The sequence below is a fragment of the Micromonospora sp. NPDC005553 genome, from assembly GCF_042871765.1.
Lineage (GTDB): Bacteria > Actinomycetota > Actinomycetes > Mycobacteriales > Micromonosporaceae > Micromonospora.
The window spans coordinates 51,920-68,565 of the sequence record NZ_JBIAJD010000006.1; the positions used below are offsets into that span (position 1 = coordinate 51,920).

Below are 16,646 nucleotides of genomic sequence, written 5' to 3' on the forward strand. Positions count from 1 at the left end.
CGGGAACGAGGAGAGGGCCGTAGTGAGCACTGTTGGCTTGATCATGGGCAGCGACTCGGACTGGCCGACCATGCGGGCCGCGGCCGAGGTGTTGGACGACTTCGGCGTGGCGTACGAGGTCCGGGTGATCTCGGCGCACCGGACTCCGGTCGCGATGATCGAGTACGGACGCGACGCTGCCGACCGGGGCCTCAAGGTGATCATCGCGGGGGCCGGGGGTGCCGCCGCATTGCCTGGCATGGTGGCCTCGGTGACGCCACTGCCGGTGATCGGCGTGCCGGTGCCGCTGAAGCACCTCGACGGCATGGACTCGCTGCTGTCCATCGTGCAGATGCCGGCCGGGATCCCGGTCGCCACCGTGTCGATCGGCAACGCCCGCAACGCCGGCCTGCTCGCCGTACGGATCCTCGGTGCCGCCGACGAGGGCCTGCGCGCCAAGATGGCGACCTACCAGCAGGACCTGGAGAAGCTGGTAGCAACAAAGGAAGCCGCCCTCCAAGCAACCCTGCCCCAGCCCTGACCCCCACAAGCCCCGCCCCGCCCTAGCCCTAGCCCTCGCGCCGCGACCCCGCCCCGCTCCCGCGATCTTGCACTTTCGGTCGTTGTCCTGTGGCTTTCACGCCTTATGTCGCAACAGAAAGTGCAAGATCGCGCAAGGTCGACCGGCGAACCCGGCCCACCCCGCGCCAGCCCTCGCAACCCGACCTCGACGGGTCGATCATGGAGTTCTGGTGCCCGAAGAGGAGGCATTTACGGGTTTTGTCCCCCACCACAACTCCATGATCGACGCCAGTGCGGGCGGGGGCGGGGGCGTAGGGGCGGGGGCGCGTGGGCGGGCGGCCGCGGCCCGCGCCGTTCACGGGCCGCGTCTACTCACCCTGGCTTGTCACTCGCCCTGCCGTGACGCTCCGGTTTTATCTCATGCCGCGTAGGGCGGTCTGTAGGCGTTCCTGGGCGCGGCGGCGGCGCTCGTTGCTTGCGCCGAGCACCAGCAGCAGAATGCCCACCGGGATCAGCGCCAACCACGGGCCCAGGCTGAACAGGGCGTGGATCGCCGTGATCGCGGTGACCGACGCGCCGACGATCACCGGTGCCTGCTGTCGACTGGACGAGCCGAAGATCAGCACCGCGACCGCGCCGAGTAGCAGGAGCATCTGCCGCACCGTGCTGGACTCGGTGGCCAGCACGATCGCCAGCGTTGGCACGAAGGCCGCTACCAGCGCCGGGCCGTACGCCACCCAACTGCTCATGTCGGGCCGGTGGCGCAGCTCCAGGACGCCGACGAGGAGGGCCAGCACGGCGAACGGCAGCGTGTACGCCTCGGGCAGCGCCACGTCGGCGACTCGCATCAGGATCCACCACGCGGTGATCTCACAGACCACCACTGCCCAGAACAGGATCCGGCGTTCCACCGGTCGGCGACCGGGTCGGGTCGCCGCCACCCCGAGGACAGCGCCCCAGGCGGCCAGCAGGGCGGCGATGTGGCGGGGCGAGTCGAAGGCGAGGGCCAACGCGATCAGCGCGGCAGCGTACCCGGTCCACTCCACAGTCGAGGCCTCTCGCTGCGCCTCGGGGCGGCGCAGCCGGGGGACTGTCGCGGCGAGCACCTGTAGGACCGCGCCGACGGCGAGCACCCCGAACGCCGACCAGACCGCCGCCAGCCCGGCGACCAGGCCGACGGTGAGCACGAAGAGCTGCGCCATGAGTGAGGCGAAGAGCCAGCCGAGGATGCGCGCCCGCTGCGTGGTGCCGAACAGCGCCGCCACCGCGCCCACCCCGACGGCGCTCCCCAGGGTGAACAGGGTCATCTGCCGGTCGGCCAGGCTGCCGGCGAGCCCGGCGCTGCCACCGGCGAGGCCGATGGCGAACACCAGCACCCGGGCCAGCCGCAGTGAGCGGGCCCGCTCGACCAGCGCCGGCGGTGGGGTCAGTGCGAGACCGAGCATCGCGATGGTGAAGACGGAGAGCGCGGCGACGGTGCTGGCGGGCCAGCCCTGGCCCAGCGCGATGGGTGCGATCAGCAGCGTGACGGCCGCACCGGGCAGCACCACCGGCACGGCCCGGGAACGCCGCCCGCCGCTGAACCCGGTGGCGGCCAGCGCGGCGGTCGCGGTGAGCAGCAACGCCGTCAGCACGTGGGTCGGGTTGACCACGTCCGGTGGAGGGGTAAGCAGCTCCGGCGGCGGGCCCTGCCAGATCCGGGTCAGTGTGCGGTGCGGCTCGACCAGGGCGGTGACCAGTGCGGGTGCAATCGAGGCGAGCGCCAGGGCGGTCGGCAGCGCCGCCGCCGCCAACGCACCGGCGGCCGGGTTGACCCGCCACCGCCGTCGTTCCGCGTCGTCGGGCAGCCGCCGCAGGGCGCCGTCGAGTCGGACCGCCCAGCGCCGGACCGGCTGGGCCGCGCCGGTGGGCGGCACGGTGGCCGCGCGGATCAGCTCGGCCAGGACGCCGAGCAGGGCGGCGGCGGCCGCGTACACGCCGGCGGCGAGGCCGGTGGGGATGGCGGCGAGGGCGCTGATGGTGGCCCCGCCGACGACCGCCACGCTGACCCAGGGCAGATATTGCGGCACCAGTCGGCGGACCGCTGCCACGGCGGCCAGGCCGAGGCTGGTCGCGGCCAGCGCGGCGGTCAGCACCACCTGCGCCGAGTGGTCGAACTCGGCGGACAGTGCCGCCACCGCACCCGGGAGGGCCAGCAGGGCGGCACCGATCGCCGCGCCGCCGATCTGCGCCAGGTGCGGCGGCATGCCCTCGGTGTCGATGTCGGCGACCTGTGGACCTGCGAGGACGCGGGCCAGCGTGGCCACCACCACGCCGATCAGCGCGATGCTGCCCAGAGCCAGGGCCGTGGTCCACGGGCGGACCAGTCCGGCTCCGGCGGCGTGCAGCGCGACGACCCCGGCCACAGTGGCCCGGGACAACCCGGCGCGTGCCTCCTCCGTGGCCACCGCGGCCATGCCGAACACGGTGGCGACCATTCCGCCGACCAGCACCGGTGACCACCAGGCCAGATCGAATGCGGCCGGTGCGCCGATCGTGGCGAGCACCACCGCCACACCGGACACGTCCCAGCGCCACGGCGGCGGGAGCAGGATGCCGGCGGCGAGGGCCAGCAGTGCCAGCGCGACCGGCGCCTGCCAGGTGGCACCGCCGACGGGGGCGGCCGGCCAGTCGCTCAGGTCGCCCCTCCAGATCGGGCCGGGGGTGGCCAGCACGCCGACCCCGCCGCGCACCGCCGACCAGCCGGCGAGGACGCCGATCAGGACGCCGCCGACGGTGAGGCCGAGGATCGGACCGCGTCGCCACTCCTCTGGCATGCTGCGGGCGGCCACGGCGACCACCAGGAGCAGGGCGGCGGCCACCGCCAGCTGCCCGCCGGGGGCGAGCACCGCCCCGATCCGTACCAGCGTGGCGATCAGGGCGGTGGTGACCGCCGCGGCGGCCAGGTCCGAGCCGTCGAGGGTGAGATCGGCTCGGCGGCCGGCGTCGATGGAGGGGGCCAGGAAGAGCAGCACCGCCGCGACCAGCAGGAGAGCGCCCACCCAGGCGTCGGCGACGGTCGCGCCGGGCGCCCCGAACGCGGCGGCGGTGACCATCAGCGCGCCCAGCCCGGTGCCGACCGACAGCGGAACGGGGATGTGGCGCTGGGAGACCTGCACGACGGCTGCGTAGCCCAGTGTCACGCAGACCGCCAGGAAGCTGGCCGCCAGGATCGGAACGGTCACCTCGCGCAGGCTCGCCGGGGTGAGGAGCGGGTCGTTCGGCATGGTCGCGGCCACGAACGCCGCCACCGCCCCGGGCAGCGCGAACGCGGCCCCACCGGCCGCCCAGGCGGTGACCGTCTCGGAGGCGGCCGAGGCGATCCGGATCCGGGGTGCCAGCGTGACCAGCGTGCCGGCCGCGAACAGGGTGATCAGGACCGCGGCGGTGAGGGTGGGGCTGGCCAGGCTGGCACCCGCGCCGAACAGGCCGACCACGGCCGCCCCGATGGCGTGCGCCACAGCGGCTCGGTCGGTGCGGGCGGACAGCCCGATGACCCCGATGCCGATCGCGGTGATCACCATTGGCCAGGGTGCCGTCGCCCAGCCGAGACCGAACGAGGCTGGAACGGCGAGCGCGGTCAGCGCCGCGCCGGCGACAGCGAACTCCCGGCGGATCTCGGTGGGCAGGGCCAGCACCGCCGCGATGGTGAGCAGGAACGCGGCGACCGCGAGCTGCCAGGTCGTCGGCCCGACGGCGGCGGCCAGCTCGCCCGGGTATCGGCTGAGGTCGGGGTTCCAGGCGGGCAGTGCCGCCCGGACCGGTGCCACCCCGGCTCGTAGCGCGCCGCCGGCGACCACCAGACCACTGACGGTCAGCGCCACCGCTGAGGCCAACTGTGGGCCACGTCGGGCCGCCTCCGGGACCGCGCGCACCGCCAGCCCGGTCACCGTGATGACCGCCGCGATCAGCAGCAGCGCCCGGCCGGGGAGTGCCACCGAGGCGATCCGGCTGAGCGAGCCGATCACCGCCAGGGTGACGATGCCGGCCGCGACGTCCGGCAGCGGCGGGCGCCGCAGCACCAACGCGCCGGCCAACCCGATCACGGCGGCCAGCAGCAGCACCAACCCGGCGCCGGTAGCGGTCGGCACGGTCTGTGCCCGCAGCAGGGCGGTGACCGCGTACGCCAGCGAGACGGCGACCGCCAGGGCGTGCAGCAACCAGGTCAGCTCACGCAGGCCGGGCACCGGCCTGGTGGGCTGCGGGTCAGTCGCGCCGCCGCTGGCGTCGATCAGCTCGGCGGCCTCCTCCGGGTCGCCCTCCGGCCGGCTCTCGGCGTCTCGTTGGCGGGGCGCGGACGGCGTGCCCGGCGATGGCAGGTCCTGTCGGACCTGGCGTTCGACGGTCACGCCGGAGCGGGCCAGGCCGAGGTCGACGAGGGCGACCAGGGCCAGCACCAGCGCCCAGCCGCCCGGGCCGGTGATCTGGTCGTACGCCAGCAGCGGCAGCACCGGCTGGGCGGCGAGCACGGTGGCGAAGCGGGGCGCGCGCAGACCGGTCCAACCGGCGTACCCGAATGCGACGGCGGCGGTGACCGCGAAGATCACCCCGGCGAAGACCGTGCCGGAGCCGCCGCCGACGCCGATCCGGTCCACCGCCCAGAGGGCGTTGCCGGCGAGCGGCACCAGCAGCAGGCCGACCGCGGCGATGGTCTCGGCGGTCGAGGTGAGCCCGCGCCGGGCCAGTGCCGGCGGGGCGAGCAGCATCAGCACGGTGGCCAGGAGCAGGATGCCGAGCCGGGCCAGCGCGTCCATCGAGCTGGTGGCCACCGCCGCGAAGACCACGGCGGCCACGCCGAGGAGCAGCGCGCCCAGCCCCAGCGGGATGTTCTGCACCTCGCGCGAGGACGCCTCCGGCGGGTGCTCCGGGTCGTCCACGTCCAGCCAGACGGCCCGGGGCGGGGGCGGCGGCGGGTCCTCCGGGGCGGGCGGAGTGCCCTGGCGGGGCACCCGGGGCGGCGCTCCCATGGTGGCAGTCGGTGGCCGTCGGCCGGGGCGGCGACGCAGCACCCGGCGTGGCCGGGTGGCCTGCTTGAGCCGCTCCTCGCTGGCGTGGGCGAGGATGTCCCGCTGGAAGAGCGCGGCCTGCATCTTGGCGGCGATCTGCCGCTGCTCGCGGGCGATGGCGGCGTCGCGCGCCTTCATCTCCGCGATCGAACGCTCGATGTCGGCCAGGTGCTCGGCCCACTGTGGTTGATCTGCCCCACAGTGCGGGCATCGAACGGCCGGCTTGATCTCCCGGCCGCACGAGGAGCATTGAAAGGTCGCCACGACACCCCTCCACCCGCACTGTGGACTCCCACTGTCGCAGCATGCCCAAAGCTGGCGCGGATTTCGACTCTTGTCGGCGGGTCCGGGGCAAACAACGACACCGGCCGGCCATCGAGATGCTCGATGGCCGGCCGGTGGGGCGTCGGTTGGGTCAGGGGCGACCCATGCCCCGGTACTCCCAGCCCGCCTGGGCCCAGAGTGCCGGGTCGAGGCAGTTGCGGCCGTCGACGACCTTGCGACCCTTGACCAACTCGCCGAGGGCGACCGGGTCGGCGTTGCGGAAGTCGGCCCACTCGGTGAGGACGCAGACCAGGTCGGCCTCGTTGACCGCCTCGTTGATGCTGCTCTCGTACGTCAACTCGGGGACCGCGCGGCGGGCGTTCTCGGTGCCCTGCGGGTCGTACACGTGCACGTCGGCGCCGGCCTTGTGCAACAGCGCGGCGACGGCGAGCGCCGGGGCGTCGCGGACGTCGTCGGTGTTGGGCTTGAAGGTGGCGCCGAGTACGGCGATCCGGGTGCCGGAGAAGTCCGGGCCGGCCGGCCCGGAGCGGCGGCCGAGCAGGTCCGCGGCGAGCTGGAGCACCCGCGTACGCCGGCGCAGGTTGATCAGGTCGACCTCGTGGAGGAAGCGCAGCGCCTCGCCGGCGCCCAGCTCCTGGGCGCGGGCCTGGAAGGCCCGGATGTCCTTGGGCAGGCAGGCGCCTCCGAAGCCGAGGCCGGCCTGGAGGAACCGGTTGCCGATCCGCGGGTCGTAGCCGATCGCGCGGGCCAGCTGGGTGACGTCGCCACCGGAGGCCTCGCAGACCTCGGCCATCGCGTTGATGAAGGAGATCTTGGTGGCCAGGAAGGCGTTCGCGGCGACCTTGACCAGCTCGGCGGTGGAGAAGTCGGTAACCACCAGGGGCACCTCGCGGTCCTCCGTGGCGGCCAGGTCGAACACGCCCTTGTGCGCGGCGTAGAGCATGCCGTTGGCCCACTCGCTCTTGACGCCGACCACGATCCGGTTGGGTCGCAGGACGTCGTCGACGGCGAAGCCCTCCTGGAGGAACTCGGGGCTCCACGCCACCTCGACGTCCAGGTCGTTCGGGGTGTGCTTGCCGACGAGCTGCTCGACCCACTCGGCGGTGCCGACCGGCACGGTGGACTTGCCGACGATCAACGCCTTGCGGGTCAGGTGCTGCGCGAGGCTGGTGACCGATGCCTCGACGTACGACAGGTCGGCGCCCATGCCGTCGGCCCGCTGCGGGGTGCCGACGCAGATGAAGTGCACGTCACCGAACTCGGCGGTCTCGGCGATGTCGGTGCTGAACCGGAGGCGGCCGGCGGCGAGGTTGCGTCGGAGCAGCTCGTCCAGGCCGGGCTCGTGGATCGGCACCTGACCAGCGTTCAGCATCGCGATCTTGTCGGCGTCGACGTCGAACCCGAGAACCTCGTAGCCCAGTTCTGCGTAGCAGATGGCGTACGTCGCACCGAGGTAACCAGTCCCTAGGAACGTCACCCGCGGCCGGGGTGCGCCCGAGGGCGGGGTCACCGCGGCGATGGCGGGGGTCGGCTGGATGGTGGGGTAGGGGATCGTCACGCCTGTCTTCTCCGCTCGCGCTGGCGCCGCGTCGTCGCGTCGCATTCTGCTGCGGCGCCTGGGCGGGGCACCGGAGGGTGGCTCACTGTCTCAATCTCCATCATCGCTGAGCGCGTCAGGTGCACCGTCCTGCCCATACCTACGCGCCGGTAACATCACCTGAACTGCAGTCGCTAGTCTTCAGTCTGCGCCGTCGGCGGTCAGGAGTCGTCACAGACTGCGCATGATAGTGGTGAAGGGGAGGGCCGAGATGGCCGCAGGGGAGTCGTTCGACGTCTACCGGTTGCCGGAGGAGCACCAGGCGATCCGGGAAGCCGTGCGAGAGGTCTGCGCCGCGAAGGTGGCTCCGCACGCCGCGGAGGCCGACGAGACGGGGGAATTCCCCAAGGCGTCCTACGACGCGCTGCGAGCGGCCGACTTCCACGCACCGCACATCCCCGAGGAGTACGGCGGCGCGGGCGCGGACGCGCTGGCCACCGCCATCGTGATCGAGGAGGTGGCCCGTGCCTGCGCGTCGTCCTCGCTGATCCCGGCGGTGAACAAACTCGGCACCATGCCGCTCCTGTTGTCCGGTTCCGCCGACCTCAAGGCTCGCTACCTGACGCCGGTCGCGGCCGGTGAGGCGATGTTCTCGTACTGCCTCTCCGAGCCCGAGGCGGGCAGTGACGCGGCGTCCATGACCACCAGGGCGGTACGTGACGGGGATCACTGGGTGCTCAACGGTGTCAAGCGCTGGATCACCAACGCAGGGGTGTCCGAGTTCTACACCGTATTCGCCGTCACCGACCCGTCCGCCCGGTCCCGGGGCATCTCGGCCTTCGTGGTCGAGAAGTCCGATGCCGGGGTGAGCTTCGGCGCGCCGGAGAAGAAGCTCGGGATCAAGGGCTCGCCCACCCGCGAGGTCTACCTCGACAACGTGCGGATCCCGGCCGACCGGATGATCGGCGCGGAGGGCACCGGCTTCGCGACCGCGATGAAGACCCTTGACCACACCCGGGTCACCATCGCCGCGCAGGCCGTCGGGATCGCGCAGGGCGCGCTCGACTACGCGAAGGGGTACGTGGCCGAGCGCCGCCAGTTCGGCAAGGCGGTCGCCGAGTTCCAGGGGATCCAGTTCATGCTGGCCGACATGGGCATGAAGCTCGAGGCGGCCCGGCAGCTCACGTACGCGGCTGCTGGCAAGTCGGAGCGTGGCGACGCGGATCTCACCTACTTCGGCGCTGCGGCCAAGTGCTTCGCCTCCGACGCCGCCATGGAGATCACCACCGACGCGGTGCAGTTGCTGGGTGGCTACGGCTACACGCGGGACTACCCGGTCGAGCGGATGATGCGGGACGCCAAGATCACCCAGATCTACGAAGGCACGAACCAGGTGCAGCGGATCGTGATGGCCCGGCAACTATTGCAGGGCTGACCGAGGGGTTTCCGAACGCCGTTGCTCAAGCGTCCGGTGCCGGCAGTCGCCGGTGCCGGCGCGCGGCATCCCGGCGCTCGGGTAAAGGCGGGGCAGCGCCGCACCGGGCCTGATTCGACGCGCACTCACACTGATCATCGTCGATGGGCTCGGCACGCGTCCGCCGGGATTCGGGTGTCGGTGGCCAGCTGGATACCCGGCGTGGGAGGTGCCTTCGGGTACGCCGTGCGCCTACCCCCCGGCGCCCACGTACGCGTGGTGGCGGGCCTGTGCGACAAAGGAATCCGGTGCTCGACGCGTCGTCTGGCCCGATCGGATCCGGCAATCGAACTGAAGTGTCCGGCGGCCCCCGCGTCGGCTTGTCGGCCCGGATGGTAGACGGCTTCGCGCGGGCTGTGATCCGGCGACGGTGGCGCTCTCCGTCGCGCCTCGCGATGCGCACGTTAACATCCATTACATTGACTGTTGTCCAACCATTCGGATGCTCGGACAATGGATGATCGGTCGTTCTTTCCGCCTGTCGTGTGAGACTCGTCTCCGTGTCGGATTATGACCACTATTTCCGCGATGAATGATTCTCCCCGTCCGGGCAAGGTGATCTTTCTGACGCGCCTCGTCCACTGTGGGCGGTGGCGTCGTCGTTGATCGGTCCGCACGGGCGCGGAGAGTCCGCCGAGAATACCCCTGTACTGCATAGACGCGTCGCTGGCAACGCATTTCTGGCCGATTCCGGTCGTCCCGCCCGACCACCCGGAGGCCCGCTCGACGGAGCGCCGGCGGGCCCGCCGGCGTGCTCGGTCGACCAACCACCTGCGGAGTATTTGTCATAAATACGTCCCGGTTGGGATGGTCGACTTCAGCGGCAGGCAAGGGTCTTGACACGCTCCGTGTCTGATGGTTTTCTGTGCCTCGCTTGCGTTTACATTCATGAACGCTGTTGGGTCGCAACTTCGGGGGGGAGCGCGACGTGGGTTCAGCGTGGCTTGCCAAAATTTGCTTGACATCGACCGGATTGCGTCCGTATAGGGCGCTCGGCTTCGGGTCGGATAGCCGATTAACGTGCAGGTGGCCGGCCATGGCCGTGGTGGAATCCGATAGCGAGACACGCGGCGGTGAAACCCCGCACGTCCTCTGAGCGACGCATAGCAAAAGTCTCCGCAAACGACAGTTGACGACGCCCGATCTGGGGACGCGCGTCCCGACTGCGACGCCGGCAGGTCTGACCGCCATGGTCCCTGCCTGGCCGCCGTGCCGGTTCAGCGCTTCCTCGTCGGGTCCTGGGACCAGGCGCAGAGTGAGGAAGACGTGAACATTCTCGACAACCCCGACGGACGCTTCTTCGTAGTGGTGAACGACGAGGGGCAGCACTCGCTGTGGCCCGAGTCGCTCAGCCTGCCGGCCGGGTGGACGGTGGCCCACGGGCCCGCCGACCGCGCGTCCTGCCTGGACCACGTCACCACCGAGTGGACCGACATGCGGCCGCGCAGCCTCGTGACGCACCTGGAGAGCACCACTCGGGAGGTGGCCTGATGACCACCGACGCGAGTGCCAGCCGCCCCGCGCCACACGGCGCTGCGCTCTCGCCCGGCCGGTCACGCCTCGACTCGATGTCGCCCTCGAAGCGGGCCCTGTTCGAGAAGCGTCTCGGCGGCCAGCGCTCCCGGCCGGTCGAGGCGCTCACCCGGGTGCCGCGCGGCGGCGACCTGCCCGTCTCCCCGGCACAGCGCCGGCTGTGGTTCATGGACCAGCTCGTCCCCGGCTCGGCGATGTTCAACGTGCCGACCGCGCTACGCCTGACCGGCGCACTCCGGCTCGACGTGCTCACCGACGCGGTGCGCGCCCTGGTCGACAGGCACGAGGCGCTGCGGACCGTGTTCGCGGCGAACGAGGGCGACCCGGTGCAGCGCATCCTGTCCGACTCGAGGTGGACCTCACCCCGCGCCCACTGCCCGTCGACGACGCGGCGGTGCTGGCCGCCGTACGCGACGAGGCGAGTCGTCCGTTCTCCCTCTCCGACGGGCCACTGGCTCGCGCCGCGCTGTTCCGGCAGACGCCCACCGCGCACGTGCTGGTGCTGACCCTGCACCACAGCATCTGCGACGGTTGGTCGGTCAGCCTGCTCATCGACGAGCTGCTGGAGCTGTACCGCGCCGGAGCAGAGGACCGGGCTCCCACGCTCGCGCCCCTCACCGTGCAGTACGCGGACTACGCCGCCTGGGAGAGCCGTCCCGACCGCGCCACCGAGCTGGCCGAGGGGCTCGACTACTGGAAGCGCGCACTGGCCGGCGCGGTACCCGTCATCGACCTGCCGTTGGACCGTCCCCGCCCGCCGGTGCAGTCCTTCCGGGGCGAGCGGCACCGCTTCGCCCTGCCCGACGGCCTGTGGCCGGCGGTGACCAGCCTGGCCCAGGAGGAGCGGGCCACCCCGTTCATGGTGCTGCTCGCCGGGTTCGCCGCGCTGATGTCGCGGTACGCGGCCCAGGACGAGGTCTCGGTGGTGACTCCGGTGGCGAACCGCCCCCGCGTCGAGCTGGAGACGATGGTCGGCTCCTTCGTCAACTCGATCGTCGTGCGGGTCGACACCTCCGGCGCGCCCACCTTCCGGGCCCTGGTGGGACGGGTCCGCGATCTCGTGCAGCAGGGCATGGCGCACGGCGAGGTGCCCTTCGACACGGTGGTGGAGGCGGTCGACCCGGAACGCGACCTCGGTCACACGCCCCTCGCGCAGGTGATGTTCGCCCTCGTCGAGGACCAGGCGTTGGAGGTCGAGGCGGCGGGGTTGCGGGTCACGGCCGTCGAACACCACCTGCCGATCAGCAAGCACGACCTGACGGTCGAGGTGTGGCCGGACGCCGACGGCCGGCTGCGGGGGGTGGCCGAGTACGCGACCGACATCCTCGACGAGCGCACAGCGGCGCGGATGGCCGCTCACCTCGGCGTTCTGCTGGTCGGTCTGACCGCCGCGCCGGACGCCCCGGTCGGGTTGGCCCGACTCCTGTCCGCTGAGGAGACCCGGGCGGCGGTAGTGGACGGCAACCGCACCGAGGACCCGCTCCTCGGTGACGTGCGCGCGCACGAGCTGTTCGCTCGGCAGGCCGCCCGTACCCCTGACGCGCCCGCGCTCCTGGTCGGCGACCTGACTGTCACGTTCGGAGAGTTGGACCGTCGGGCCGACGCCCTCGCCGCGCGGCTGCGCCGGCACGGGGTGGGCCCGGAGACCCGCGTCGGCCTCTTCCTGGACCGGGGTGTCGACCTCGTCACGGCCGTGCTGGCCACCCTCAAGGCCGGCGGCGCGTACGTGCCGCTGGACGTGGGCGAGCCCGCCGAGCGGGTGCGGTTCATGCTCACCGACGCCGAGGTGCGGGTGGTCGTCACCAGCGCGGGCCGGGTCGCGGACCTACCGGACACCACCGACGTGTCGGTGCTGCTGCCCGACGGCGACGAGGACGCCACCACCGACCTGCCGCCGCTGCCGCGTCCGCACCCGGACAGCGCCTGCTACGTGATCTACACCTCGGGCTCGACGGGGCGACCCAAGGGTGTGGTGGTCACGCACCGCGGCCTGACCAACTATCTGGCGTGGAGCCTACGGACGTACCGGGTGGCCGAGGGCGGGGGCGCGCCCCTGGTCTCGCCGTTGCGGTTCGACCTGTCGGTGACGACGCTGTTCTGTCCGCTGCTGGCCGGGCGCCCGGTGGTGCTCGTCGCCGACGGCACCGAGCTGGAGACCCTCACCGAGCTGCTCGGCAGCGACCTGGACCTCGGGCTGGTCAAGCTCACCCCGGCCCACCTGGAGGCGCTGGACCGGGCCGTTCCGAGCCGGACCATCGCTGCGGACGGCTATCTGATCGTCGGTGGCGAGTCGCTGCACGGCACCACCGCCGCCGCCTGGCGGCGCCGGGCTCCGGGCCTGCGGATCGTCAACGAGTACGGGCCCACCGAGACCGTCGTCGGCTGCTGTGTGCACGAGGTGCACGACGGCACCGACCTGTCCGGTGTGGTGCCGATCGGTCGTCCGATCGCCAACACGCGGCTCTACGTGCTGGACGGCAACCTGCTACCGGTGCCGCCGGGCACTGTCGGTGAGCTGTACGTGGCGGGTGCCGGTGTGGCCCGTGGCTACCACGGTCGGCCGGACCTGACCGCCGGGCGCTTCCTGCCCGACCCGTTCGCCCCGACGCCGGGGGAGCGCATGTACCGCACCGGCGACCTCGTCCGGGTGCGACCCGACGGCGAGCTGGACTGCCTGGGCCGGGTCGACACCCAGGTGAAGATCCGGGGGTACCGGGTCGAGTTGGCGGAGATCGAGGCCACCCTGACCCGGCTGCCGCAGGTCCGCGAGGCGGTGGTCCTGCTGCGTACCGACCGGCCTGGTGAGGAGCGGTTGGTCGCGTACGTCACAGCGGCCGGGGATTCCGCGGCCCACGACCCGCGTGACGCGCTGCGTGCGGAACTGCCGGACTACATGGTGCCGGAGGTCGTCGTCACGCTCGACGCGCTGCCGTTGGCCGCCAATGGCAAGGTGGACCGGGCGGCCCTGCCCGCGCCCACGGCGGCCGAGCCGGCGCCCAGCCTGGCAGCTCCGCAGAGCCGGCTGGAGGAGGCCATCGCCGAGGTCTGGGCAGACGTGCTGGGGCGGCCGGTCGAGTCGATCGGGCGGGACGCGAACTTCCTCGACCTGGGCGGGCACTCCCTGCTCGCGGTCCGGGCCATGGCCCGGCTGCGCAAGAAGCTCGACATCGAGCTGCCGCTGGCGGTGTTCCTGGAGTCCACCTCGCTGGCCGACCTGGGGGCCCGGATCGAGGCGCTCGGCGGGCGGGCCCCCCGGCCCGGTCTCGTCGCCGTCGGAAGGACCGGCCCGGTGCCGTTGTCGCACGCGCAGGGACGCCTGTACTTCCTCAACCGGCTCGCCGAGGACAGCGCGTTCTACAACGTGCCCCTCGCGCTGCGCTTCGACGGTGACCTGCGCGCCGACGCGCTGCGGGCGGCCTTCGGCGCGCTGTGGGCCCGGCACGAGGGGCTGCGCACCCGGTTCCCGTCCGTGGACGGCGAACCGGTGCAGGAGTTCCTGCCGGTCGACGCCGTGGCGTACGCCGAGGTGGACGTGCGGGGCGACGCCGACCCGGAGGGTCGGCTGGCCGCCCTCTTCGACGCCGAGGGGCGCACTCCGTTCAACCTGGCCGCCGGGCCGCTGCTGCGCGGCACCCTGGTGCGGGTACGCCCCGACTCGCACGTGCTGCTGTTGACGCTGCACCACACCGTCTCCGACGGCTGGTCCCTGAACATCGTGTTGGACGACCTGGTGACGCTCTACCGGGAGATCGCCCAGGGGCAGCCGTCCTCGTTGCCCGAGTTGACACACACCTATGTGGACTACACGTTCTGGCAGCGGTCCTGGCTGACCGGCGCCGAGCTGGACGACCAGCTCGACTGGTGGAAGCGGCAGCTCGACGGCGTACCCACGCTGGACCTGCCGACCGACCGGCCGCGACCGGCGGTGCAGACCTTCCGCGGAGCGCGCCACGACGTCAGCTGGTCGGCCGAGCGGTCCCGGGCGGTGGCCGACCTGGCCCGGCGGGAGAAGGTCTCCCTGTTCATGGCGTTGCTGGCCGGCTTCGACGTGCTCATGGCCCAGCTCAGTGGCCAACGGGACATCACCGTCGGCACGCCCGTGGCCAACCGCACGAGCACCGAGTTGGAGAAGCTCGTCGGGTTCTTCGCCAACACCCTGGCGCTGCGGGTCGACCTCTCCGGCGACCCCACCTTCCGCGAGGTGCTGCGGCGGGTCCGCAGCACGGCGCACGGCGCGTTCGCCCACCAGGACGTCCCCTTCGAGATGGTCGTCGACGCGGTGGCACCCACCCGCAGCCTCAGCCACTCACCGCTGTTCCAGGTGCGCTTCGCGTTGCAGAACGCCCCGGGCGGCCTGCCCGACCCGGGCCCCGGCCTCACCCTCACGTCGATCGACAACGAGCAGTGCACCGCCCGCTTCGACCTGCTGATCGACCTGTGGGAGACCGAGGACGGCATCGAGGGGCACGCCGAGTACAGCACCGACCTGTTCGACGAGGGCACCGTCGAGGCGATGATGAGCCGCCTCGGGGTGCTGATGGACCGGTTGGTCGATGACCCCGACCAGCGCGTCTTCGACGTGGATCCCCTCCTGCCGGGCGAACGGGAGCGTCTCGACGCGCTCGCGCACGGTCCGGCGCTGCCGGTTGGCGCAGTGCACCGCACGCTCACCGCCCGGGTGGCCGAGCAGGCGCGACGCCGACCCGACGCTCCGGCTGTCACCAGCGGCGAGACGACCCTCTCCTACGGCGACCTGCACCGCCGCAGCGGTGACCTGGCCCGGGTGCTCACCGAACGCGGCGCGGGCCCGGAAACGACTATCGCCCTGCACCTCGACCGGGGCGTCGATGTCGTCGTGGCGGCGTTGGCCGTCCTGGAGACGGGTGCCGCGTACGTGCCGCTGGACCCCGCGTACCCCGCGCAGCGGTTGGCCGCGATCGTGGCGGACGCCCGGCCGGCGATGACGCTCACCACCCGCGACCTGGCGGGTCGTACGCCCCAGGGCGCGGGCGAGGTGGTGACGATCGAGGACCTGCCGGCCCCGGTGGGCCCCCGGCCGACACCGGCACTGCGACCGGAGCACCCGGCCTACGTGGTCTACACCTCCGGCACCAAGGGGCTCCCCAAGGGTGTGGTGGTCACCCACGGCGGGCTTTCCGCGTACCTGGACGGGCTGCCGGCCGCGCTGGCCCTGCCCGACGAGCCGGTGTTCCTGCACACCGCGTCGTTCGCGTTCTCGTCGTCGGTGCGGCAGTTCGCCGTTCCGCTGGCGCTGGGCGGCCACGTGGTCGTCGCCGGGCGCGCGCACCTGGCCGACCCGTTGGCGCTGCTCACCTTTGTCACCGCCCACGGCGTGCAGGTGCTGGACCTGGTGCCGTCGTACCTGCGGGTCCTGCTGCCGGCGCTCACCTCGCCCGGCGGGTGGCGGCCACGGGTGGTGCTCACCGCCAGCGAGCCGCTGCGCTACGAGCTTCCCGAGGCCATCCGCAACGCGCCGGGGACGGCGCCCCGGCTGGTCAACATGTACGGCCAGACCGAGACGACGGGCATCGTCGCCGTGTCGGAGGTCCGCATCGACCGAGCGGGCCGCCAGGCGGTGGTGCCGCTCGGTCGGCCGATTCCGGGCGCGCGGCTGTACGTACTCGACGAGAGGCTGCGGCCGGTGCCGACCGGCCTGCCCGGCGAGATCGTCGTCGGGGGTGCGGGCCTGGCCCGGGGCTACCTGGGGGACGCCGCGTCGACCGCCGAGCGGTTCGTGCCCGACCCGCTGGGCGCGCCGGGCGACCGGCTCTACCGCACCGGTGACCGGGGGCGGCTGCTGCCGGACGGCACAGTGGAGTTCCTGGGCCGGATCGGCGACCAGGTCAAGATCCGGGGGCACCGGGTCGAGCCGGACGAGGTCGCCTCGGCGCTGTCCGCCCTGGACGGCGTGGGCGAGTGCGTGGTGCTGTGCGACGACGACGGTGCGGACGACCGGCGGCTGGTCGCCCACGTGGCGCTGCGGCCGGGTGCCGCGCTCACCACCGACGACCTACGTGCGGCGCTGCGGGAGCGGCTGCCGGACTACATGGTGCCGACAGTGGCGCTCGTCGACCGCCTGCCCCGGCTGCCCAACGGGAAGGTCGACCGGGCCGCGTTGACGGCGCCGACCACCACCGCGGCTCCGGCCACCGCCGCTGCCACCGCCACCGCCAGCGCCGAGGCCCGGCGTGGACCGGTGGAGGGGATCCTGACCGGGATCTGGCGGGAGGTGCTGCGGGTGCCGTCGGTG

General features: G+C 72.6%; 7 protein-coding genes. 5 read left to right on the forward strand and 2 right to left on the reverse strand.

Translation table 11 applies throughout. The annotated features are described in order from the left end of the window. The first annotated feature begins 22 nt into the window (after nucleotides 1–22). The gene (purE, locus tag ACFYPG_RS24215) at nucleotides 23–520 is read left to right on the forward strand and encodes a 5-(carboxyamino)imidazole ribonucleotide mutase (protein WP_355005621.1); all 498 of its coding nucleotides are present in this window, start codon (nucleotides 23–25) and stop codon (nucleotides 518–520) included. Between the two features lie 394 nt (nucleotides 521–914). Here the strand turns inward: purE and ACFYPG_RS24220 are convergent, their stop codons facing one another. After that, nucleotides 915–5,810 carry an SCO7613 C-terminal domain-containing membrane protein gene (locus tag ACFYPG_RS24220; protein ID WP_387353973.1) on the reverse strand — a complete coding sequence of 1,632 codons (4,896 nt, stop codon included), beginning with the start codon at nucleotides 5,808–5,810 and terminating at the stop codon, nucleotides 915–917. 151 nt (nucleotides 5,811–5,961) lie between these two features. Next, nucleotides 5,962–7,389, reverse strand: a complete 1,428-nt coding sequence (locus tag ACFYPG_RS24225; RefSeq protein WP_355005619.1) for a UDP-glucose/GDP-mannose dehydrogenase family protein — start codon at nucleotides 7,387–7,389, stop codon at nucleotides 5,962–5,964. 250 nt (nucleotides 7,390–7,639) lie between these two features. On the opposite strand from ACFYPG_RS24225, the gene ACFYPG_RS24230 reads away from it, so the two are divergent. The 4 genes from ACFYPG_RS24230 to ACFYPG_RS24245 all read left to right on the forward strand — a co-directional run. Next, on the forward strand, nucleotides 7,640–8,803 hold the full coding sequence (locus tag ACFYPG_RS24230) for an acyl-CoA dehydrogenase family protein (RefSeq protein ID WP_355005618.1): 1,164 nt from the start codon (nucleotides 7,640–7,642) through the stop codon (nucleotides 8,801–8,803). Nucleotides 8,804–10,051: 1,248 nt separating this feature from the next. Then, nucleotides 10,052–10,333: an MbtH family protein gene (locus ACFYPG_RS24235; protein WP_387353974.1), complete on the forward strand. Its 282-nt coding sequence runs from the start codon at nucleotides 10,052–10,054 to the stop codon at nucleotides 10,331–10,333. Further along, the gene (locus ACFYPG_RS24240; protein ID WP_387353975.1) at nucleotides 10,333–10,881 is read left to right on the forward strand and encodes a condensation domain-containing protein; all 549 of its coding nucleotides are present in this window, start codon (nucleotides 10,333–10,335) and stop codon (nucleotides 10,879–10,881) included. The genes ACFYPG_RS24235 and ACFYPG_RS24240 overlap by 1 nt, the downstream gene beginning before the upstream one ends. Continuing rightward, nucleotides 10,770–16,646: amino acid adenylation domain-containing protein (locus ACFYPG_RS24245; RefSeq protein WP_387354232.1), on the forward strand; the 5,877-nt coding region annotated here is incomplete at its 3' end. The genes ACFYPG_RS24240 and ACFYPG_RS24245, both read left to right, overlap by 112 nt.